Raw genomic sequence first — 20,961 nt, forward strand, 5'->3', positions numbered from 1 at the left:
CGCTCAGCGGCAGGGCTCCACCTGGCCGAGCGTCACCGCGGTCTCCACCATCAGCGCGTGCACGAACCCCTGGGGCAGGTTGCCGCGCAGTTGGCGCTGCCGCACGTCGTACTCCTCGGTGTAGAGGCCCGGCGGGCCGCAGGCGGCCCGGTTGCGTTCGAACCACCGGTTGGCGCCCACCGCGTCGCCGGCCTGCCACGCGGACAGCGCGGCGGCGAACCCGCACAGCAGGAACGCGCCCTCGGCGTCGCCGAGCGGTCGCCGGTCCGGACGGAACCGGTAGAGGTAGCCCTCCTGGGCCAGGTTGGCGACGACTGCCCGGTGGGTCCGTTCGGTGCGCGGATCCTGCGGCGGAAGCGCTCCCCGGATGCCGGGCAGCAGCAACGCGGCGTCGACCCGGTCGTCGTCGTACGCGCGCCGCCAGCGCCCGTCCGCGGCCAGCCCGTGCGCGGCGGCGTCGGCGAGAATCCGGTCGGCAAGCGCCGACCAGCGCGCGGCCGGCCCCGCCGTCGCGGTACCCGCCGCCGCCCGCAGCCCCGCCACGCAGGTCAGCTTCGAGTGCGTCCACTGCCGCGGCGGCAGCTCCCAGATCCCGGCGTCCGGCTGCGCCCAGCGCCGCTCGATCGCCTCGGCCGCCACCCGCATCGCTTGCCGGCCGTCGCTGTCGAGCCGGTCGCGGCGCTGCGCGGCGGCCAGCACCATCAGCACCTCGCCGAACGCGTCGAGCTGGAACTGGCCGCGCACCCAGTTGCCGGTGCGGGCCCCCGCCCCCGGATAGCCGGGCAGGCCGTCCAGCTCCCGCTCCGGCGGCACCGGCCCACCGCCGACCGTGTACGCCGGCGCGAGGTCGTCGCCGTCGGCCAGCACCCGGTCGGTCAGGAACGCGACGGCGTCGTCGAGCAGGTCGTACCGGCCCACCAGCGCGGCGGCCTGGCCGGCGAACGACTGGTCGCGGATCCAGGCGTACCGGTAGTCGTAGTTGCGGCCCGCCATCGCCCGTTCCGGCAGAGCGGTGGTGGTGGCGGCGACCATGCCGCCGCCCGGGCGGGTCATGCCGCGCAGCACCGCGTAGGCGAGCGTGGCGTCCCGGCCGGCCGGCCCGTCCAGCGACGGGACCGCCGACGCCCAGTTCTGCTCGGTGGCGCGCCACAGCTCCGCGGGCGACTCGCCCGGCTGGTCGAGCGGGCCGGCGGCCACCTCCAGCACCAGGTCGTGCCGGCCGCCCGCCGGGACCGTCAGCTCACCGGCCAGGAAGCCCTGCCGGTCCCGGTGCAGCCGGCCACCGCCCCGCAACCGCAGGTGCAGCCCGCCGGTGCGGGCCAGCCACCGCTCGCCGTCGCGGGTCACATCCCGCACCGGCTCCCGGCCGAAGCCGGCCCGCGGATCCAGCACCACCCGCACCCGCGCCGGCCGCTGCAACGCGTGGACCTGGCGCAGCAACACCAGCCGGCCCGCCTCGCCGGGAAAGACCAGCGCCTCCCGGGACTCGACGATCCCGTCCCCGGTGACCCACCGGCTGCGCCAGATCAGCGAGCCCGGCTCGTAGTGCCCGCCCCAGACGAACCGGTCCGCCGCCGGGGCAACCAGGTACCGGCCCGCCCCGCCGAGCAGCGCGCTGAACACCGCCGGATCGGACCAGCCGGGCGCGCACAGCCAGGCGACGTCGCCGCCGGGGCCGACGAGCGCGCCCCGGTGTCCGTCGCCGAGCAGCGCGTAGTCCCGCAGCACCGCCGGCGTGGTGCCGCCGGCCGGCTGGTCGGTGCCCGCTGCGGCCATGGTGTCGCCCCTCTCGTCGGTGTCCGTGGCGTGCGGTACCCGCCCGGCCCGCCCTGACACACGCGGGCGACCCGAATCGGCCCCGCCGGGATGACTGGGCCGGGCGCCGACGGGTAGTGCGGGCAGCAGGACTCGACGACGGGAGACGAGATGGGCAGGCGGCGGCAGGACATCCAGGTGGCGGTGGTGACCGGGGCCAGCGCGGGCGTCGGCCGCGCCACGGTACGGCTGTTGGCCCGGCGCGGCATCGCCATCGCGCTGCTGGCCCGCGGGCGGGTCGGGCTCGACGCCGCCGCCGACGAGGTGCGCGAGGCCGGCAGCCGGGCGCTGCCGATCGAGGTCGACATGGCCGACTACGACCAGGTCGTCGACGCCGGCCGGCGGATCGAGGCGGAACTGGGGCCGATCGACCTGTGGATCAACGACGCCTTCAGCTCCGTCTTCGCGCCGTTCCAGCAGACCCGGCCGGAGGAGTTCCGCCGGGCCATGGAGGTCAGCTACCTCGGCTACGTGCACGGCACCCGGGTCGCGCTGTCCCACATGACCCCCCGCGACCGGGGCACCATCGTGCAGGTCGGTTCCGCGCTGGCCTACCGGGGCATCCCCCTGCAGGCGGCCTACTGCGGGGCGAAACACGCCATCGTCGGGTTCACCGAGTCACTGCGGTGCGAGCTGATGCACGAGCGCAGCCACGTCGAGGTGACCATGGTGCACCTGCCGGCGGTGAACACCCCGCAGTTCGACTGGCTGCTGTCCCGGCTGCCCCGACACGCCGAGCCGGTGCCGCCGATCTACGAGCCGGAGGTGGCCGCCCGCGCGATCGTCGGCGCCGCGGACCGACCCGGCCGGCGCGAGTACTGGGTCGGCGCCTCCACCGCGCTGACCATCCTCGGCAACCGGGTCGCCCCCGGGTTGCTGGACCGCTACCTGGCCCGCACCGGCTACCGGTCCCAGCAGACCGGCCGCCCCGCCGACCACGACCGGCCGAACAACCTCTGGCACCCCCTCGACGGGCCCGGCGGGCGCGACTACGGCGCGCGGGGCGACTTCTCCTCCCGGTCGCACGGGCGCAGCCCGCAGGCGTGGCTCTCCCGGCACCGGGTGGGGGTGGCCGCCGGCGTGCTCGGCACGGCGGCCGGCGTCCTCGCCTGGCGCCGGACCTGACCCGCCGACGCCACCAGCGGTCACCCGCCGGGCCGCGCGTGCGCGTCGGGCACGTCGACGAGGGAGCTGCCGTCGCCGAGGCCGGCGCGGGTGATGATGCTGAGGCTCCCGTCGGTCTCCAGCACCACCGCCGCCAGGTCACCGAGGTCACCGGTGCCCTGGCTGCGCGCGGCCTGCCGGATCTCGCTCTCCGCCACCCGTACGCTGCGCATGGTCTCGTGCCGCAGCCGTCCGTCCCGCAGCAGCAGGGTCGGCCGGGCCTTGAGCAGCCGCTGCGACGGCGGCCAGCGGACCGCGAGCAGCGCGACCGCGTACTGGAGGCCGACCAGCAGGGCCAGCGCGAGGGCCCCCTCGACCAGGGAGACGTCCCGGGACAGCAGGATCGTCGCCAGCGTCGAGCCCAGCGCCACCGTGACCACGAAGTCGAACGCGTTGAGCTTGGACAGCGTCCGTTTGCCGGACACCCGGAGGATGACCACCAGCAGGGGGTAGACGAGCAACGCGACGACGAGCAGACGCAACAGGTCCGCCGGGTTCTTCCACACCATCGACGTGAGCTACCCGCCGGGCCGGGCCCCTACACGGCGGAGCGCCCCGCCGCGTGTCCCGGACCGGGTCGGCACGGGTCCACCGATCCCGGTGGCGACCGAGGCGTCGATCGGGCCGTGACGGGGTAGGAGCAGTGCCGTGAGGCGACGAATGTGCGGGCGCGTGACCGGTGGGGTGATCGTCGGTCTGCTCCTGGGGGTGACCCTCGTGGGCGGCTGCCGGTCGGGCGAGTCGCGGGACGCCGGCCGGGAGCGGACCGATCCCGGCGCGGACGAACCTCACACGGCGGTGGCGGACCGGGGCGACCGGCGTACCGCCGTGTTCGTGCTTGTCGACGGCGCGGACGTGGTCCGGGTGCGGACCGCCGACCTCGGTGACGACCTGTACCGGGTGTCGACGCCGGCGGAGGCGAAGGTCCGGCCGGCGGTGTCGGGGTCCGACGGCACGGTGACCGCTGGCCTGGCCGCCACCGACGGCGCGGGTCCGGCGCTGGTCGAGGTGGCGCTGCACGACGACGTGCGATGGCGGGTCCGGCTCGCGGGTGGCGCTCAGGAGGAGGTGCTCGACCTGCGCGAGGGCCGGATCGAGGAGGTCGAGCTGACCGCCGGGGTGAGCCGCGCCGAGGTCACGCTGCCGCCCGCCGCGGGCACCGTGCGGCTGTCGATGACCGGCGGGGCGAGTCGGCTGCTGGTGCACCTCGCCGGCGACGCGCCGGTGCGGGTGCGCGCCGCGGGCGGGGCCGGCCGGGTGAGCGTGGACGGCGTCGACCGGACGGGGGTGGCCGGTGGCACGGTGTGGACGCCCGATGGCTGGGCCGCCGCGACCGACCGGTACGACATCGACGCCGTCGCGGGCGTCTCCGACCTGGTCGTCGACCGCACCTGACCGCGGCCCGCCCGGTGCGGTGTGCCGGAGGCACGGTCGCGCCCAGGACGATGTCGGGGCTCAGGCCGGCGCGGTCGCGGTCCGGTGCATGATGTGTCCGGTCGCGGGGAACGCTTCGTTGCCGGCGAGCCGGCCTGTCCGGGTCTGCGTCAGGGTGAAGCCCTCACTCTCGTAGAGCGCGAGGGCGGCCGGGTTGCCGTCGAGCACGGTGACCTCCACCCGCGGTCCGGCGGCGCTCAGCGCGTGCCGCAGCAGGGCCCGGCCGATCCCCTGCCGGTAGCGCTGCGGATCGACGTACAGCCAGGTGACCTCGTCGTCGGCGAGCGCGACGAAGCCGGCCACCCGTCCGGCGGTCTCGGCGACCCACACGTGACCGTCGAAGAGTCCCTCGGCGTCGGCGGTCTGCGCGAGCGTGCGGAACGCGTCGACACCGGCGGAGCCGCGCAGCTCGTCGAGCCGGGCGGCGTCGTGGATACGCGCGATCGCCGGCCAGTCGTCCTCGGCGTAGGGCCGGATGGCGATGTCGGGCATCGCGCGATCATGGCAGTTGCCGGGGGCTTTCCCAAGCCGATTCTCGAGGAGAGCGCGGGCCGGAGCCGTCACGTAACGGCCGGGTGACGAAACGCGGGTCGTTGCCGCCCTTCGATACTTTCAGTGACCGCCTCGTGTTGGCTCACCGGCGACCGAGATTTCGGATTCGCGGTGACAAGCCGACTGTTCAGGCGCTCCTTGGGTGCTCTCGCCCCGATGCGTGAGCGGTGCGATGGGGGAATCCGGCCGAGTCTGCCTACTCTCTGTGTCTACAGGTCATCTGATGAGGCTCTTGACGTTGTAAAGCGGCTCACAGTAGCGTCCCACATTAAGCAACCAAGACCACAATATGAGCCACTGAAGTCTGGGGTAGCTATGAGAGTGCGAGTGCGGGCCGCAGCCACAGCCCTGCTGATGACCGTCGCCGTGTCGGCGTGTTCCGAGAACCAGTCCGCCGGGGAGCCCGGCGGTGGCGACAGCGGCGCGCCCGCAGCCGCCGTGAACTTCGGGGTCGGGGTCGACCCCGCCTACTCGCCGATCTACCTGGCCGACCAGGAGAAGCTCTTCGAGGAGGCCGGCCTCGACGTGACCGTCACCCAGTACCAGGAGGGCACCGGCGGGCTCGACGCGATCCTGGCCAAGCAGGGCCAGGTCACCGCCAGCACCGAGTCGAGCCTGCTCAACCGGTCCGCCCGTGGTGACATCAAGGGACTCGCGGTGTTCTCGCAGTCCCCCGACTTCATCAAGCTCGTCGCCCGCTCCGGCATCACCGACGTCGCCGGCATCAAGAAGTACGGCGTCGTGCCGGGCACCGTGAACGAGTACGCCACCAACAAGGTCCTCGACAACAAGGGCATCAGCCGCGACGCGGTCGAGTTCGTCAAGGCCTCACCCGCCGAGATGCCGGCGCTGTTGCAGCGCGGCGACATCGACGGCTACATCATGTGGGAGCCGTGGCCCTCGCGGGGCGTCGCCAACGGTGGCAAGGTGCTGCTGACCAGCGGCGACATCGGGTACGTCTACAACCTGGTGATCGGCGTCGACGGCGCCTGGTACGAGGCCAACAAGGAGACGGCCAAGAAGGTCGTCGACACGGTCGGCAAGGCGTGCGAGCAGCTCACCGCCGACCCGGCCAAGGCCGGCACGGTCACCGAGAAGGCGATCAAGGTGCCGGCGGCCGAGGCGCAGAACCTGCTCAAGGGCGTGCAGTGCCAGGTCCGTGACTTCACCGACGAGGACATCAAGCGTTACAACGAGATCGCCCAGTTCCAACTGGACAACAAGATCGTGAACGAGAAGGTCGACGCGGGGAACGTCATGGTCCGGGGGGTGGCGTGAACCGCTCCGGATCCCCGGTCTCGGTGCGCGACGTCGACATCCGGTTCGGCGACTTCGAGGCGGTGCGCGAGGCGAACCTCGACATCGCCGGTGGGGAGTTCGTCTGCCTGCTGGGCCCCAGCGGCTGCGGCAAGTCGACGCTGCTCAACGCGATCGCCGGCTTCGTCCGGCCGGCCGGCGGGGCGGTGACCTGCGCGGACGCGCAGGTCACCGGCCCCGACGTGTCGCGGGGCGTGGTGTTCCAGAGCGCCGAGGCCCTCTTCCCGTGGCTGACCGTGCGGCAGAACGTCGACTTCGGCCCGCGGATGCGGGGCGTCGGCAAGGCGCAGCGGGCCGCCGCGGTCGACCGCTACCTGGCCATGGTCGGGCTCAGCCACAGCGCCGACCGGTTCCCCGGCCAACTCTCCGGCGGCATGCGCCAGCGCGCGCAACTGGCCCGGGTGCTGGCCAACGAGCCGTCGGTGGTGCTGATGGACGAGCCGTTCGGCGCGCTCGACGCGCAGACCCGGCTGGTGATGCAGGTCGAACTCGACCGGATCTGGCGGGAGACCGGCGCCACCATCGTCTTCGTCACCCACGACATCGGCGAGGCGATCCTGCTCGGCGACCGGATCGTCACGATGACCGCCGGACCGTCCGCGGCGATCAAGAACGTCTACCCGTGCGACCTGCCCCGCCCGCGCGACCTGACCGACCCGGCGAGCGCCGCGCTCTTCCGCCGGCTGCGCGAGGACATCGGCGCCGAGGTGGCCCGGACGCTGCAGGCCCAGGGGCTGGACGACGGGCACGACGGCCGGCCCACCGGCGGCGACAGGGAGGCGTGACCATGAGCGTGGACGTACGTACCGTGGCGGAGCGGACCGGCCGGGACACCCCCGGTCCGGCCCGCCGGCGTCGGCCCGGTCCCCGGCTGACCCGGGTCGGGCTGTCGGTCCTGTCGGTGCTGCTCGGCGTCGTCGTCTGGGACCTGGTCAGCCGCAACTACACCGCCTTCTTCCTGCCGTCGCCGCTGCTCACCTGGCGGGGCGCGGTGGACCTGGTGCAGGACGGCACGCTGTGGAGCTCGGTGAGCGCCTCCTCCACCCGGATCCTGACCGGTTGGGCGCTCGGCGTGGTGATCGGCGTACCGGTCGGGCTGCTCATGGGCTGCGTGCCGTGGCTGCGGCTGATGGTGGACCCGTACATCCAGTTCTTCCGGTTCGTGCCGCCGATCGCCTTCGTCACGCTGGCGATCATCTGGCTCGGCCCGGGCGAGGCGTCGAAGATCGCGCTGATCTTCTACACCACCGTCTTCATCGTCGCGTTGAACACCCTCGCCGGGGTCCTGTCGGTCGACGAACTGCGGCTGCGGGCCGCGCGGGCGCTCGGCGCCAATCCGGCCCGCACCCTGGTCTCGGTGGTGCTGCCGTCGACCGTGCCGCACGTCGTCACCGGCGCCCGGCTGGCCATGGGCAACTCGTTCCTGACCATCGTCTCCGCGGAGATCGTGGCCGCGCAGAGCGGTCTCGGCTCGCTCATCTGGACCGCCCGCAACTACGCCAAGACGGAGTGGGTCTTCGTCGGCATCATCGCCCTGGGCCTGCTCGGCTACCTCTTCGACTGGATCCTGCGGGCCGTCACCAGCCGGACCCTGCGCCGCTACGGCGTCACCTTCTGATCCGACCGACCGTGCCGGCGGCCCGACGGCCGCCCGGGTCCGCGCGCCCACCACTAGCGAAAGGCTCGCCATGCTGTGCATCGGCGTCGACATCGGTGGCACCTTCACCGACGTCATCGTGTACGAGCCGGCCACCGCCCGGCTCGCCGAGGCCAAGACCCTGTCCACGCCGGACGACCCGGCCGCGGCCATCTTCGAGGGCCTGGCCAAGCTCGGCGTCCGCCTCGACGAGGTCGACCGGTTCGTCCACGGCACCACCCGGGTGACGAACGCGCTGCTGGAGGGCTCCGGCGAGCCGGTCAGCGTGGTGGCCACGGAGGGCTTCCGGGACGTCCTGGAGATGGGGCTGGGGCACCGGCCGCAGCTCTACAGCGTCAAGGAGGCGGCGCGCCCGCCGCTGGTCCCGCGCCGGCTGCGGCACGTGCTGCGGGAGCGGATCGGCGCCGACGGCAGCGTCGTGCGCCCGGTCGACCCCGCCGACCTCGACGCCGTGCTGGACCGGGTGGCCGCCGCCGGCCCGACCGCCGTCGCGGTCTGCCTGCTGCACTCCTACCGCAACCCGGCGCACGAGCGGGCCGCCGCCGCCCGGCTCGCCGAACGTCACCCCGGGCTGGTCTGCACGATCTCCTCGGACGTGGTGCCGGAGCAGGGCGAGTACGAGCGGTTCGCGACCACCGTGCTCAACGCGAGCGTCCGGTCGACGGTCGCCGACTACCTGCGCGGGCTCGGCACCGCGCTCGCGGACGGCGGCTACGCCCAGCCGCTGTCGATCATGACCAGCAGCGGCGGGGTCGTCTCCACCGACGAGGCCGGCCGGCTGCCGATCAACCTGGCGCTGTCCGGCCCGGCCGGCGGGGTCGCCGCCAGCGTCCACGTCGCCGGGCTGGCCGGCTACCCGAACGTGATCACCTGCGACATCGGCGGCACCAGCACCGACGTCTGCCTGATCAAGAACGGCGCCCCGTTGATGACCAACGACGGGAAGATCGCCGGCTACCCGAACCGCACCTTCCAGGTCGAGATCAACACGATCGGCGCCGGCGGCGGCTCGATCGCCTGGCGCGACCTCGGTGGGGAGCTGCGGATCGGGCCGCGCAGCGCCGGCTCGACCCCCGGTCCGGCCGCGTACGGCCGGGGCGGCACCGAGCCGACGACCACCGACGCGCACCTGGTCGTCGGCCACCTCGACCCGCAGGAGAGCCTCGGCGGCGAGGTACGCCTCGACGTCGACGCCGCCCGCGCGGCGATGAGCCGGCTGGCCGCCGAGTTCGGCCTCGACGACCTGGAGCTGGCGCACGGCATTCTCACCATCGCCACCGTCAAGATGACGAGCGCGATCAAGGAGATCTCGGTCGCCTGCGGCCACGACCCGCGTGACTTCGTGCTGATGCCGTTCGGCGGCGCGGGCCCGATGCACGCCACCGCGCTCGCCGACGAGCTGGGCATCCGCCGGGTGCTGGTGCCGCCGGTGCCGGGCAACTTCTCCGCGCTCGGCTTCGTCACCGCCCAGGCCCGCCACGACTACGTGCGGACGGTGCTGGTGCCGGCCGACGAGACCGGGCTGGCCGCCGTCCGCGACGCCGTGGCCGAGCTGCGCGACACGGCGCGGGCCCAGCTCAAGGCCGAGGACGGGGTCGAACCCGACGAGGTCACGTTCGGCCTGTCGGTCGGCATGCGGTTCCGGGGCCAGTCGTTCGACCTGGCCGTGCCCGTCCCCGACGTGCCGGCGACCGCCGAGGAGCTGGTGGAGGCGTTCCACGCCGCCTACGCCGAGCGGTACGCGTACGCCCGGTCCGGGCACCCCGCCGAGATCGTCAACTGCCGGCTGACCGCGTTCGGCCCGCGACCCGCCGTACGCTTCGCGCCCCCGGCGGGCGCGTCCTCGGAGCCGGGGCGCACCCGGATCTACGGCGCGGCCGGCTGGGTCGACGCCACCGTCCGGCGGCGCGCCGAGCTGGCCCCCGGCTGCGCGGTGCCCGGCCCGGCGGTGGTCCGCGAGAACGGCAGCACGACCGTGGTCGGCGCCGGGTGGACCGCGACCGTCGACGACCACGGAAACCTGCTGCTCGTCAAGGAGTGATCCGGTGATCCCGCCCGCCTTCGACGCCACCGTCCTGGACCGCGCCGCCCAGGAACCGGACCGTCCGTTGTACGCCTTCGACGACGGGGACCGGCCGGTCTCGGCCGGCGAGTTCGCCGACCTCGCCGGCCGGGGCGCGGCGGTGCTCGCCGCGCTCGGTGTCGGTCGCGGCGACCGGGTCGCGGTGTGGGCCGAGAACGGCCTCGGCTGGCTGGTCCTGCTGGCCGCCGCCGCGTGGCGGGGCGCCGCGCTGGTGACCCTGCATCCCGGCCTGACCGCCGCGGAACTCACCACGGCGCTGGTCCGCAGCCGCCCCCGCCGGCTCTTCGTCGCCGACCGGGTGCGGGACCGCGACGGCGGGGCCACCGCCGCGCAAGCGGTCGCCGCCCTGCCGCCGGACGCCCGCCCGGACGGCTGGCACACGTTCGGCGACGACCTGTCCGGGCTGCCCGGCTGGACCGGCCCGGCGCCGGCCCCGGCCGGACACCCCGACGCGAGCCTGAACATCCAGTTCACCTCGGGCTCGACCGGCCCGGCCAAGATGGTGTCGCTCAGCGCCCGCAACCTGGTCACGAACGCCCGCTGGACGGCCGACGCCGCCCGGCTCGGCGGCGACGACCGGATCGCCTCGCCGCTGCCCCTGGCACACGCGGCCGGCCTCGGCAGCGGCGCGGTGCTGGCGCTTGTCACCGGGGCGCTGTGGGTGTCGGTCCGCCGGTTCCGCTCCGCGCCGGTGCTCGCCCAGATCGCCCGGCACCGCTGCACCGTGCTCCAGGTCGTGCCGACGATGGCGGCGATGCTCGCCGACACCGTCGAGTCCGCGCCGGAGCGCTTCGACCTGTCCTCACTGCGGGTCGGCTTCCTCGGCGGCGCCGCGTGCGCGCCGGGGCTGCTCGCCCGGACCCGGCGGGTGCTCGGGCTGGACCGGGTCGCGGTGATCTACGGGCAGACCGAGGCCGGGCCGACGATAAGCGTCGACCCCGGGGACGGAAGCTGCGGCCCGCCCGGCGGCACCGTGGGCCGGATCGTGCCGGACCTGTGCGCGGTCGTCGTCGCGCCGGGCACCCGGACCGAACTGCCCGCCGGGCAGCCCGGCGAGCTGCTGGTACGCGGCGAGTCGGTGACCGCCGGCTACCTCGACGACCCGGTCGCCACCCGGGCCGCGCTCACCGACGACGGGTGGCTGCGCACCGGTGACCTGGGCGCGCTCGACGGCGACCGGGTCCTCACCCTCACCGGCCGGGTCAAGGAACTGATCATCCGGGGCGGCGAGAACGTCAGCCCGGCCGAGGTGGAGGCGGCACTGCTCGACGATCCGGCCGTCGCCCAGGTGTGTGTGCTCGGCGTGCCGTCGCCGCGTTGGGGCGAGGAGGTCGGCGCGCTCGTCGTCGCCACCGCGGGCGCCGAGGCCGATCCGGGCCGGCTCGCCGCGACCGCCGCCGCGCGGCTGGCCCGGCACAAGGTGCCGACGCTGATCCGCGCGGTGCCGGGCCTGCCGTTGCTTCCGTCCGGCAAGGTCGACCGGCGCGCCGCGCTCGGCCTGCTCACCGGTGGGGAGGAGCGCTGATGCAACTCGGCTCGTGTTTCCTGGACTCGTTGACCGTCACCAGCTTCTTCGGCAACGCCGAGATGCGGGGGGTCTTCAACGACCGCCAGCTCATGCAGTCCTGGCTCGACGTCGAGGCGGCCCTGGCCCGGGCGCAGGCCGGCCTCGGCGTCATCCCGTCGACCGCGGCCCAGGCCATCACCGCCGCGGCCCGGCTCGACCGGCTCGACACGGCGGTGCTCGCCGCCGACGCCGCCGACACCGTGCACCCGCTGGTGCCGCTGGTCCGGGCGCTGACCGCCGCCTGCTCCGACGACGCCGGCCGTTACGTCCACCTCGGCGCGACCACCCAGGACGTGATGGACACCGGGTTCGTGCTGCGGGCCCGGGCCGGCCTGGACATCGTCGCGCGCCAGGTCGACGAGCTGGTGCGCGTCCTGCGCCGGCTGGCGCTGCGGCACCGGGCCACCCCGATGCCGGCCCGCACCCACGGCCAGCAGGCGCTGCCGACCACGTTCGGGCTGCGCTGCGCGGTGTGGCAGAGCGAGCTGCAACGGCACCGGACGCGGCTGGCCCAGATGCGGGCCCGGCTGCTGGTGACGAGCATGGGCGGGGCGGCCGGCACGATGGCCGGCTACGGCCCGCAGGCGTTCGCCCTGGAACGCGCGGTGGCCGACGAACTCGGCCTCGGCGTCGCGGACACCCCGTGGCACGCCACGTCGGACCGGTTCGCCGAGTGCCTGATGGTCCTCGGGCTGGTCGCCGCCAGCGCGGAGAAGCTGGCCCGGGAGGTCTACTTCCTCGGGCGCACCGAGGTCGGCGAGGCGTACGAGCCGCAGCGCGCCGCCCAGGTGGGCAGTAGCACCATGCCGCACAAGCGCAACCCGATCCGGTGCGAGGCGGTGATCGCCGCCGCCGGCACGCTGCGCGCCCAGGTGCCGCTGGCGTTGCAGACCATGGTCGCCCAGGACGACCGCGACATGGGCGTCGGCATGACGCTGTGGAAGCTGCTGCCGGAGTGCTTCATCCTCATCGGCGGCGCGCTGGAACGGCTGGTCGAGGTCTTCGGCGACCTCGGCGTCAACCCGGACCGGATGCGGTCCAACCTGGACCTCACCGGCGGGCTGGTGCTCTCCGAGGCGGTCATGCTCCGCCTCGCCGAGCCGCTGGGCCGGGAACAGGCCCACCACCTGGTGATGCGGATCGTCCGCGACAGCCTGGAGCAGAACCGGCCGTTCGCCGACGTGCTGCGCGCCGACCCGCAGGTGGCCGCCGCCCTGCCCGGCGCCGACCTGGCCGGGCTGCTCGACCCGCTGTCGTACGTCGGGCACGCCGCCGCGCTCGTCGACCGGGCCCTTCTGACCTCGGAGTCACCATGACCACTGACCAGTCCGTGCTGCTGGACCGATCCGGGCGACTCGCCCGGGTGACGTTGAACCGGCCGTCCCGACGCAACAGCTTCGACCTCGCCATGCTCGCCCGTTTCGAGGACGTGCTGCACGACCTCTTCCGGGACCACACGGTCGAGGTGGTGGTGCTGACCGGCGCGGGAACGGCGTTCTGCGCCGGCACCGACCTGCGGGAACTGGCCGGCCTCGACGCCGGGACCACCATGCACGTGCAGCGCCGCACCGCCGAACTCGTCGAACGCTGGTATCGGCTGGAGCAGACCACGGTCGCCGCCTTCAACGGGCCGGCGATCGGCTCGGGCGCGGTGCTGGGGCTCGCCAGCGACCTGCGGGTGGCCGCCGACAGCGCGTACCTCACCTTCCCCGAGGTGACCTTCGGCATCCCGTTGACCTGGAGCGGCATGGCGATCCTCGCCGACCTGGTCGGCGCGGACCTGGCCAAGCGCTGGCTGCTGCTCGGCGAGCGGATCGAACCGGCCGACCTGCGGGACCTGCGCCTGGTCACCGGCGTGGTCGACGCCGACGGGCTGCCGGAGGCCGTCGACCGCGTCACCGACCGGCTGCTCGCCACCTCGCCGGTCGGCCGGTCGATGACCAAACGCGCCGCCCGGCTGGCCGGCCCGCGGTTCGACGCGGTGGCGAACGACTCCTACCTGGGCGCGTTGGGCGTGGCGCTGCGCCCGCCGGGCGAGTACCTCGACGGGGGTGCGCGGTGAAGGTCTTCGAGGCGATCGCCGACGCCGTCGTCGCGCACGGCGTCGACACCGTGTTCGGCCTGCTCGGCGACGCCAACATGTTCCTCGTCGCCGACCTGGTGGAGCGGTACGGCGTGCGGTTCGTCGCGGCCCGCAACGAGAACGCCGCGGTGATGATGGCCGACGGGTACGCCCGCAGCACCGGCCGGTGCGCGGTCGCCACCGTCACCCAGGGGCCGGGGCTGGCGGTGGCCGGCGCGGCGTTGACCATCGCCCGGCAGGCCCGCACCCCGCTGGTCCTGGTCGCCGGCGACACCCCGCCCGGCGACCCGCTGCACGTGCAGCACTTCGACCAGCAGCCGTACGCGCTGGCGACCGCCGGCACGTTCGTGCCGGTGGCCGCCGCCTCGACCGCCGTACGCGACGTCGGGCTGGCCTTCCGGACGGCCCGCGAGATGCCCGGCCCGGTGGTGCTGAACGTGCCGATCGACCTGGCCGACGCGCCGGTGCCACCCGGCCCGGTGCTCGCGCCGCCGGCGGTGCCCCGCGCGCCGCGCCCGCTCGTGCCGGATCCGGCCGACGTCGAGGCGCTGGCGCGACGGCTGCGGTCGGCGCGCCGCCCGGTGCTGCTCGCCGGCCGGGGCGCCGAACCGTCCGCCGCCGCGATCCGGGAACTCGCCGACCGCAGCGGGGCCCTGCTCGCCACCACGCTGATGGCCGCCGGCCTGTTCACCGGGCACCCGTACGACCTCGGGGTGGCCGGCGGGCTGTCCCGGCCGCTGACCCGGCGGACCCTGGCCGGGGCGGACCTGGTGGTGACGTTCGGCGCCGGGCTCAACCGGTGGACCGCCGACCACGGCGCGCTCTTCCCGGACGCGGTGGTGGTCGGCGTGGACGTCGACCCGGCGGCGATCGGGGCCCGCTGGCCGGTGGCCGCCGGGGTGGTCGGCGACGCGGGGGAGACGGCCCGGGCGGTGTCGGCGGCGCTGACGCCGGTGGCCCGTCCGGAATGGCGCAGCCCGGACCTGGCCGCCGAGCTGGCGGTCGCCGACCCGTTCGCGGGCCTGGACATCGGGTCCCGGCCGGGCCGGATCGATCCCCGGGAATTCATCCGGATCTGCGCCGAGCGCCTGCCGCGCGAGCGGACCACGGTGGTCGGCGTCGGTCACTTCGGTGGCTGGCCCAATCTGCTGCTCGACTCGGCCGCGACCGACAGGTCGTTCCTCGCGCCGTGGGAGTTCGGCAGCATCGGCGTCGGGCTGCCGTTCGCGGTGGGCGCCGCCGTGGGCCGGCCCGACCGGCCGGTGGTCGCCTTCGAGGGCGACGGCAGCCTGCTCACCGGCCTCGGCGAGCTGGACACCCTGGCCCGGGTCGGCGCGCCGGTGCTGCTGGTGCTGCTCGACGACGCCGCGTACGGCGCGGAGGTGCGCAAGTTGGCCCCGCGCGGGGTGGACCCGGCGTTGGCCCGCTTTCCCGAACGGGACCTCGCGGCGGTGGCCCGCGCGCTCGGCCTGCCGGCGTGGACGGTCACCGACCCGGCGGGCGCGCGGGCGGCCTTCGACGAGGTGCTGCCGCTGGCCGGGCCGGCGGTGCTGCACGTGCGGATCCGCCCCGACGTGGTGCAGGAAAAGTTTTGACCGGGTCAGTCGCCCCAGACGTCGCCGAAGCCGTGGCCGAGCTGGCGGGACAGCTCGTCGGCGGTCCGGCGGGCCGCCGCGGCCAGCTCCGCCACCCGGGTCTCGTCGAGCCGGAAGATCGGGCCGGAGACGCTTATCGCGCCGGTGACCCGGCCGTGGCGGTCGCGGACCGGGGCGGCCACGACCCGCAGGCCCTCCTCGCTCTCCTGGTCGTTGAGCGCCCAGCCCTGCTGCCGGACGGTCGCCATCCGGGCCACGAACGTGTCCAGGTCGGTGATGGTGTTGCCGGTCAGGGCGGTGAACGGCGCGGTGGCGAGCATGGCCCGCAGCGCCGCCTCGTCGTCGTCGATCAGCAGGGCCTTGCCGGCGGCGCTGCACCACAGCGGGATGCGCCGGCCGAGCCGGGAGACGAGCTGGAGGTTGCGGGTGCCCTGCACGACGTGCAGCGAGATCGCGTCGAGGCCCTCCCGGACCGACAGGTTGACGCTCTCGCCCTCCTCCTCGGCCAGCCGGTGCACCAGCGGGCGGGCGACGGTGTGCAGGTCGAGGCCGGCGAGGTAGCGCGCGCCGAGCTCGAAGACGGTGACCCCGAGCCGGTAGTTCCCGTTCTCCTCGTTGCGGTGCAGGAAACCGGCGTCGGCGAGCGCGCGGAACAGTCGGCTGGCGGTCGACTTGTGCAGGCCCAGCTCGCGGCTGACGTCGCTGACCTTGCGTTCGGCCTCGGTGCCGCGGAAGGCGAGCAGCACGCTGAGCGCGCGGTCCAGCGCCTGCGTGCCGGACTCGCGGGGGAGCGGCCCGGCGTCCGGGCCGGCGTCAGTGGCGTACGACATCTTGCTTCCCACCTTCTCGGTTGCTAGGTTTCATAATATAACTCTAGGACCACATTATGGTCCAGCCCGATGGTCCAGCCCGGTAGCGAACCGGAACCAGTGAGGCATCCGCATGACTGTGAACCCGATCGACCTGGAAGTCGTCACCGAAGGTCTCATCTCGATCGTCCGGGAGATGCGACAGACGATCTTCCGCACGGCGCACTCGCCGGTGATCGCCGACGCGCAGGACTTCTCCTGCGCGCTGTTCGACCCGCAGGGGCAGATGGTCGCCCAGGGCCGGGACATGCCCGGTCACGTCATCGCCATGCCGGCCTCGGTCGCCGAGATCTTCGCCGACTTCGCCGACGAGATGCGCCCCGGCGACCTCTACATCGTCAACGACCCCTACCGCGGCGGCAGCCACCTCAACGACGTCACCCTGATCAGCCCGGTCTTCGTCGACGGGAAGCTCTTCCTCTTCCCCTGCGTGCGCATGCACTGGGCGGACATCGGCGGCATGACCCCGGGCAGCGTCTCCGGCCAGGCCACCGAGATCCTCCAGGAAGGGCTGCGGATCCCGCCGATCCGGCTGATCGAACAGGGCCGGCCCAACCGGGCCGCGTTCGACATCGTCTTCGCCAACGTGCGGATGGCCGAGGAACGCCGCGGCGACCTCGAATCCAGCATCGCCGCCTGCCACACCGCCGAACGGCGGCTGCGCGAACTCGTCGCCCGCCACGGCGCCGACCTGATCGGCGAATCCGTCGCCGCCAACATGGACCGCACCGAGCAGCGGCTGCGCGACATGATCCGGGCGCTGCCCGACGGCACCTACCACTACGAGGACTACCTCGACCTCTACACCGACGGGGACTACGACGCCGCCATCGTGCGGTGCCGGCTCACCGTCGACGGCGACGAGATCGAGGCCGACTTCCGCGGCTCGTCGAAACAGGTGGCGGCCGTGGTGAACTCCTCCCGCGCGATGACCGTCGCGGGCGTCTTCATCGCGGTCAAGTCGGCGCTGGACCCCGGCGGACTGGTCAACCACGGCGCGTTCCGGCCGCTGCGGGTGCTCACCGAGCCGGGCACCGTCGCGCACGTCAGCTATCCGGCCCCGGCCAACGCGCACAGCGAGGTCCGCAAGCGGGTCATCTCGGCCGTCATGGCCGCCCTCAGCCAGGTCGCGCCCGACCTCATCGCCGCCGACCAGTTCGGCACCACCTTCCAGAACCTCATCGGCGGCGTCGACGAGCGCACCGGACGGCCCTACCTTTACTACGACTACCCGGCGGGTGGCAACGGCGGCTTCCTCGAATCCGACGGGCCGAGCGCGATGAACCCCGTCGACCTCGGCGACATCTCCACCATCCAGTCCGTCGAACGGCTGGAGACCGAGATCCCGATCCTCGTCGAGGCGTGCGAGCTGCGCGCCGGTTCCGGCGGCGACGGGGTACGCCGGGGCGGGCTCGGCAGCCGCCGGGAGACCCGCCTGCTGGCCAGCGGCGGCGCGTACTCGGTGCAGACCGACCGGACCACCGTCCCCCCGTACGGGCTGCGGCACGGTGGCCCCGGCGCGCCCACCGTGACCCACATCCGGCGCCCCGACGGCGAGCGCGTCGACTTCGCCACCCCCGGCAAGGTCGCCGGCTTCCCGATGCGCGCCGGTGACGTGCTGGTCATGGAGTCGGCCGGCGGCGGGGGCTGGGGCGACCCGCTGGAGCGGCTGCCCGAGGACGTGGCCGAGGACGTCGCCCAGGAATACCTGACCGCCGCCGAGGCGGAGCGGCGCTACGGCGTCGTGCTCGACCCGGCCGGCCGGGTCGACGCGACCGCGACCACCGCCCGCCGGGCGCGGCTGCGCGAGGAACGGCGCTGGCTGCGCACCACGGTCACCGACCACCCGGCCTACACCGGCCGGCGCGGGCAGCGGCGGCTGGCGTACGTGGCCCCCGGCAGCGGCCTCGCCGAGGACACCCTCGTCGAGGTCCACGGTGGACACCCGGCCCCGCTGCGGGCCTGGATCCGGCACGACGCGGCCCTGGCCGCGGACGAACTGGCCCTCGACGACGACGGGCTCCAGATTCTCGGCACCGCCCCGCACGACCGTTCCTACGTGCGGGTGCTCGCCGGGGAAGGACGGTCATGAGCAAGGTATTCCGGGTGCCGCTGGCACCGGCCCGCGGCGGCGCCACCACCGCCCCCCGGGCCCCGCAGCCGACCACCAGCGCGCCACCACGGTGCGGCATCGTCGCCGGCTGCCTCAGCCCGCACCCCCCACACCTGATCTACGGCGAGAACCCGCCGCAGAACGAGCCGCGGTCCACCGGCGGCTGGGAGACGCTGCGCTGGGCGTACGAGCGGCTGCGGGCCCGCATCCGCGAGGTGCACAAGCCCGACGTGCTCATCGTCCACGCCCCGCACTGGATCACCATGGTCGGCCACCACGTCAACTGCGTGCCGAACCCGCGCGGCATCTCCGTCGAGCCGATCTTCCCGCACCTGTTCCGCTACCGCTACGACTTCCGCAGCGACGTCGAACTCGGCGAGGCGATCGCCGCGGAGGCCAGCGGGCTCGGGCTGGTCACCAGCACGATGCGGGACCCCCGGGTGCGCGTCGACTACGCCACCATCGGCGCCCTGCACCTGGCGAACCCGGCCTGGGACATCCCGGTGGTGTCGCTGTCGGCGAACAACAACCCGTACTTCTACTCCGACGCCTCGCTGGAGGAGATGGAGGTGCTGGGCGAGGCCACCCGGCGCGCCGTCGAGGCCACCGGCCGGCGGGCCGTGCTGCTCGCCTCCAACTCGCTGTCGCACCTGCACTGGCACGAGGAACCCGAACTGCCCGAGGACATGGAACGGGAACACCCGTACAACAACCACCAGTACCGGTGGGACATGAAGCTGCTGGAGGCGATCCGGCGCGGACCCACCGCGCCGCTGCGCGAACTCATCGTCGAACACATCGAGGCGACCGCCTCGGAGACCAAGGCCGGCAGCCTCACCTGGATGCTCGCCGCGATGGGCTGGCCCAAGGTCGCCGGCGACGTGCTCGGCTACGGCACGATCATCGGCACCGGCAACGCGGTGGTGGAGTGGCTGCCCGAGGGGAGCCACCATGGCTGACCGGACCGGCGTCGTCGCCGGGGCGCTGCTGCCCGGCATGCCGCACCTGCTCGCCGACGACCCGGCGCCGAGCTGGTCGGCGCTCGCCGCCGGGGCCCGCGACGTCGGCGCCCGGCTGCGCCGCCTCGACCCCGACGTGGTGCTGCTGCTGTCGACCCAGTGGTTCACCGTCCTCGGGCACCAGTTCCAGTGCGACCCCAACCCGCGCGGCCGGCACGTCGACGAGAACTGGTACGCCTACGACTACGGCCTGCTCGACTACGACCTGCGGTTCGACGTCGACTTCACCGAACGCTGGGCCGACCGGGTCCAGGCCGGCGGGTTGCAGGCCCGGCGGACCCGCTACGAGGGGTTCCCGATCGACGCCGGCACCATCGTCACCTCCGCGCTGCTCGACCCGGAGCGCAAGCTCCGCTGGGCGCAGGTCTCCTGCAACCTCTACGCCGACGCCGGGACCCTCGCCGAGGTCGGCCGGGCCGGCGCCGCCGCCGCCCGCGACGCCGGCCTGCGCGCCGCCGTCGTCGTCGTGACCGGGATGTCCTCCGGGCTCCTCCAACAGTGGATCGAGCCCGGCCAGGACCGCATCGGCGCCCCCGGCCACGAGCAGTGGAACACCCGCATCCTCGACCTGCTCACCAGCGGCAAGGTCGACGAGGCGCTCGCCGTGCGGGAGGACTTCGCCCGGCAGGCGCAGGCCGACAGCCAGTTCCGGGCGCTGGCCTTCGCCGCCGGCGCGGACGCGGCCACCGGCCCGGCCCACCTGCACGCCTACGGCCCGATCTGGGGCACCGGCGGCGCAGTCCTGTCCTGGAACCTGACCGACCACTAGAGGAGAGACCATGCGGAACATGGCCGTGGGCTTCGTCGAAGCCGAAGGCTTCACCCCCGTCTTCGACGCCGTCGACGCGATGGTGAAGGCCACCGAGGTCGAGGTGACCAAGGTCGTCCGGCTCGGCGGCGGCATCGTCGCCGTCGCCGTACGCGGTGACCTCGCCACCGTCGAGGAAGCCGTCGACATCGGCGAGGAGACCGCGCGGGCCAAGAGCCGGTCGGTGCGTTCGATCGTCTTCGCGAGCCCCTGCGACGCCGTCAGCGCGCTGGCGGCCGACCCCCAACTCGTCGGCAACTGACGCCCGGTTAGGAGAACCAGACATGTCGTCCGACATCGCTATCGGAATCATCGAGACCCGCGGCATCGTGGCCCTCTCGGCGGGCATCGAAGCCATGATCAAAACCGCCGACGTCAGGTGCGTCGGCGTCGAACGGGTCACCAGCGGCTACCTCGCCGTCGCCGTACGCGGCACCCTCGCCGCCGTCCGGCAGGCCGTCTCGGCCGGCGAGGCCGCCGTCAAGGCCCACGGAGAGCTGCGCAGCTCGCAGGTCTATCCCAAGCCGCACCCGACCACCGGGGCGCTGCTCGACGGTCCGGAGACCGCCCGGATCCGCGAGGTCATGGCCGCCCTGCGCGGAGAAGGCTGATGGTGCTCGGCGAGGTCGTCGGCAAGGTGTGGGCGGACCGCATCCTGGCCCCGCTCCAGGGCCGGCGGCTGGTCCTGGTCCGGGTCCGGCCCGACGGCCCCGACCTGGTCGCCGTCGATCCGCTGAACGTCGGCGTCGGCACCACGGTCCTGGTCGTCACCGACGAGGCAGCCGCCGCGGTGGCCGGCGAGACCACTGTCGACGCCGCGGTCGTCGCCCTGGTCGCCGACCCGGACGCCACCGACTCCGCGCCCACCACCGCCTGACGAGAGGT

At 74.1% G+C, this 20,961-nt stretch carries 20 protein-coding genes; 16 read left to right on the forward strand and 4 right to left on the reverse strand.

Annotation, left to right across the window (positions count from 1 at the left end; translation table 11 throughout):
* Positions 1-3: 3 nt before the first annotated feature.
* Positions 4-1,776, reverse strand: a complete 1,773-nt coding sequence (locus O7619_RS16055; protein ID WP_282281704.1) for a glycoside hydrolase family 15 protein — start codon at positions 1,774-1,776, stop codon at positions 4-6.
* Positions 1,777-1,926: 150 nt separating this feature from the next.
* On the opposite strand from O7619_RS16055, the gene O7619_RS16060 reads away from it, so the two are divergent.
* Positions 1,927-2,940, forward strand: coding sequence for an SDR family oxidoreductase (locus tag O7619_RS16060; protein WP_282281705.1), 1,014 nt, complete (start codon positions 1,927-1,929; stop codon positions 2,938-2,940).
* Positions 2,941-2,960: 20 nt separating this feature from the next.
* Here O7619_RS16060 and O7619_RS16065 read toward each other — a convergent pair whose 3' ends face one another.
* A complete protein-coding gene (locus O7619_RS16065) occupies positions 2,961-3,488 on the reverse strand; it encodes a YetF domain-containing protein (RefSeq protein WP_282281706.1) in 528 nt (175 codons plus the stop codon).
* A gap of 163 nt (positions 3,489-3,651) precedes the next feature.
* Here O7619_RS16065 and O7619_RS16070 point away from each other — a divergent pair, with 163 nt between their 5' ends.
* The gene (locus tag O7619_RS16070) at positions 3,652-4,374 is read left to right on the forward strand and encodes a hypothetical protein (protein ID WP_282281707.1); all 723 of its coding nucleotides are present in this window, start codon (positions 3,652-3,654) and stop codon (positions 4,372-4,374) included.
* Between the two features lie 60 nt (positions 4,375-4,434).
* Here the strand turns inward: O7619_RS16070 and O7619_RS16075 are convergent, their stop codons facing one another.
* Positions 4,435-4,905, reverse strand: a complete 471-nt coding sequence (locus O7619_RS16075) for a GNAT family N-acetyltransferase (RefSeq protein ID WP_282281708.1) — start codon at positions 4,903-4,905, stop codon at positions 4,435-4,437.
* Between the two features lie 414 nt (positions 4,906-5,319).
* On the opposite strand from O7619_RS16075, the gene O7619_RS16080 reads away from it, so the two are divergent.
* The 8 genes from O7619_RS16080 to O7619_RS16115 all read left to right on the forward strand — a co-directional run bounded on the left by O7619_RS16080 (position 5,320) and on the right by O7619_RS16115 (position 15,267).
* Positions 5,320-6,243, forward strand: coding sequence for an ABC transporter substrate-binding protein (locus O7619_RS16080; RefSeq protein WP_282281710.1), 924 nt, complete (start codon positions 5,320-5,322; stop codon positions 6,241-6,243).
* On the forward strand, positions 6,240-7,067 hold the full coding sequence (locus tag O7619_RS16085) for an ABC transporter ATP-binding protein (RefSeq protein WP_282281711.1): 828 nt from the start codon (positions 6,240-6,242) through the stop codon (positions 7,065-7,067). Before O7619_RS16080 ends, O7619_RS16085 begins: the two co-directional genes overlap by 4 nt.
* Before the next feature lie 2 nt (positions 7,068-7,069).
* A complete protein-coding gene (locus O7619_RS16090; RefSeq protein ID WP_282281712.1) occupies positions 7,070-7,900 on the forward strand; it encodes an ABC transporter permease in 831 nt (276 codons plus the stop codon).
* A 70-nt stretch (positions 7,901-7,970) separates the two neighbouring features.
* Positions 7,971-9,980, forward strand: a complete 2,010-nt coding sequence (locus O7619_RS16095; protein WP_282281713.1) for a hydantoinase/oxoprolinase family protein — start codon at positions 7,971-7,973, stop codon at positions 9,978-9,980.
* Between the two features lie 4 nt (positions 9,981-9,984).
* Entirely contained in the window at positions 9,985-11,547 is a 1,563-nt protein-coding gene (locus O7619_RS16100) for a class I adenylate-forming enzyme family protein (RefSeq protein WP_282281714.1), read from the forward strand.
* Entirely contained in the window at positions 11,547-12,905 is a 1,359-nt protein-coding gene (gene purB, locus O7619_RS16105) for an adenylosuccinate lyase (protein WP_282281716.1), read from the forward strand. Before O7619_RS16100 ends, purB begins: the two co-directional genes overlap by 1 nt.
* A complete protein-coding gene (locus O7619_RS16110; protein ID WP_282281717.1) occupies positions 12,902-13,651 on the forward strand; it encodes an enoyl-CoA hydratase/isomerase family protein in 750 nt (249 codons plus the stop codon). Before purB ends, O7619_RS16110 begins: the two co-directional genes overlap by 4 nt.
* Positions 13,648-15,267: a thiamine pyrophosphate-binding protein gene (locus O7619_RS16115; RefSeq protein WP_282281718.1), complete on the forward strand. Its 1,620-nt coding sequence runs from the start codon at positions 13,648-13,650 to the stop codon at positions 15,265-15,267. Before O7619_RS16110 ends, O7619_RS16115 begins: the two co-directional genes overlap by 4 nt.
* Before the next feature lie 5 nt (positions 15,268-15,272).
* Here the strand turns inward: O7619_RS16115 and O7619_RS16120 are convergent, their stop codons facing one another.
* Positions 15,273-16,097: an IclR family transcriptional regulator gene (locus O7619_RS16120; protein ID WP_282281720.1), complete on the reverse strand. Its 825-nt coding sequence runs from the start codon at positions 16,095-16,097 to the stop codon at positions 15,273-15,275.
* A 112-nt stretch (positions 16,098-16,209) separates the two neighbouring features.
* Here O7619_RS16120 and O7619_RS16125 point away from each other — a divergent pair, with 112 nt between their 5' ends.
* The 6 genes from O7619_RS16125 to O7619_RS16150 are packed head-to-tail and all read left to right on the forward strand — an operon-like array spanning position 16,210 to position 20,953.
* Positions 16,210-18,228 (forward strand): hydantoinase B/oxoprolinase family protein, encoded by a 2,019-nt coding sequence (locus O7619_RS16125; RefSeq protein WP_282281721.1) that lies wholly within the window; start codon positions 16,210-16,212, stop codon positions 18,226-18,228.
* Entirely contained in the window at positions 18,225-19,208 is a 984-nt protein-coding gene (locus O7619_RS16130; RefSeq protein WP_282281722.1) for a tRNA U-34 5-methylaminomethyl-2-thiouridine biosynthesis protein, read from the forward strand. Before O7619_RS16125 ends, O7619_RS16130 begins: the two co-directional genes overlap by 4 nt.
* On the forward strand, positions 19,201-20,037 hold the full coding sequence (locus O7619_RS16135; protein ID WP_282281723.1) for a 2-amino-5-chlorophenol 1,6-dioxygenase subunit alpha: 837 nt from the start codon (positions 19,201-19,203) through the stop codon (positions 20,035-20,037). Before O7619_RS16130 ends, O7619_RS16135 begins: the two co-directional genes overlap by 8 nt.
* A 10-nt stretch (positions 20,038-20,047) precedes the next feature.
* Positions 20,048-20,338, forward strand: coding sequence for a BMC domain-containing protein (locus tag O7619_RS16140; RefSeq protein WP_018783793.1), 291 nt, complete (start codon positions 20,048-20,050; stop codon positions 20,336-20,338).
* 22 nt (positions 20,339-20,360) lie between these two features.
* Positions 20,361-20,687 carry a BMC domain-containing protein gene (locus tag O7619_RS16145; protein ID WP_282281724.1) on the forward strand — a complete coding sequence of 109 codons (327 nt, stop codon included), beginning with the start codon at positions 20,361-20,363 and terminating at the stop codon, positions 20,685-20,687.
* A complete protein-coding gene (locus O7619_RS16150) occupies positions 20,687-20,953 on the forward strand; it encodes a EutN/CcmL family microcompartment protein (protein WP_282281725.1) in 267 nt (88 codons plus the stop codon). Before O7619_RS16145 ends, O7619_RS16150 begins: the two co-directional genes overlap by 1 nt.
* Positions 20,954-20,961: the final 8 nt, after the last annotated feature.

This window comes from Micromonospora sp. WMMD998 (assembly GCF_029581235.1).
GTDB lineage: Bacteria > Actinomycetota > Actinomycetes > Mycobacteriales > Micromonosporaceae > Micromonospora.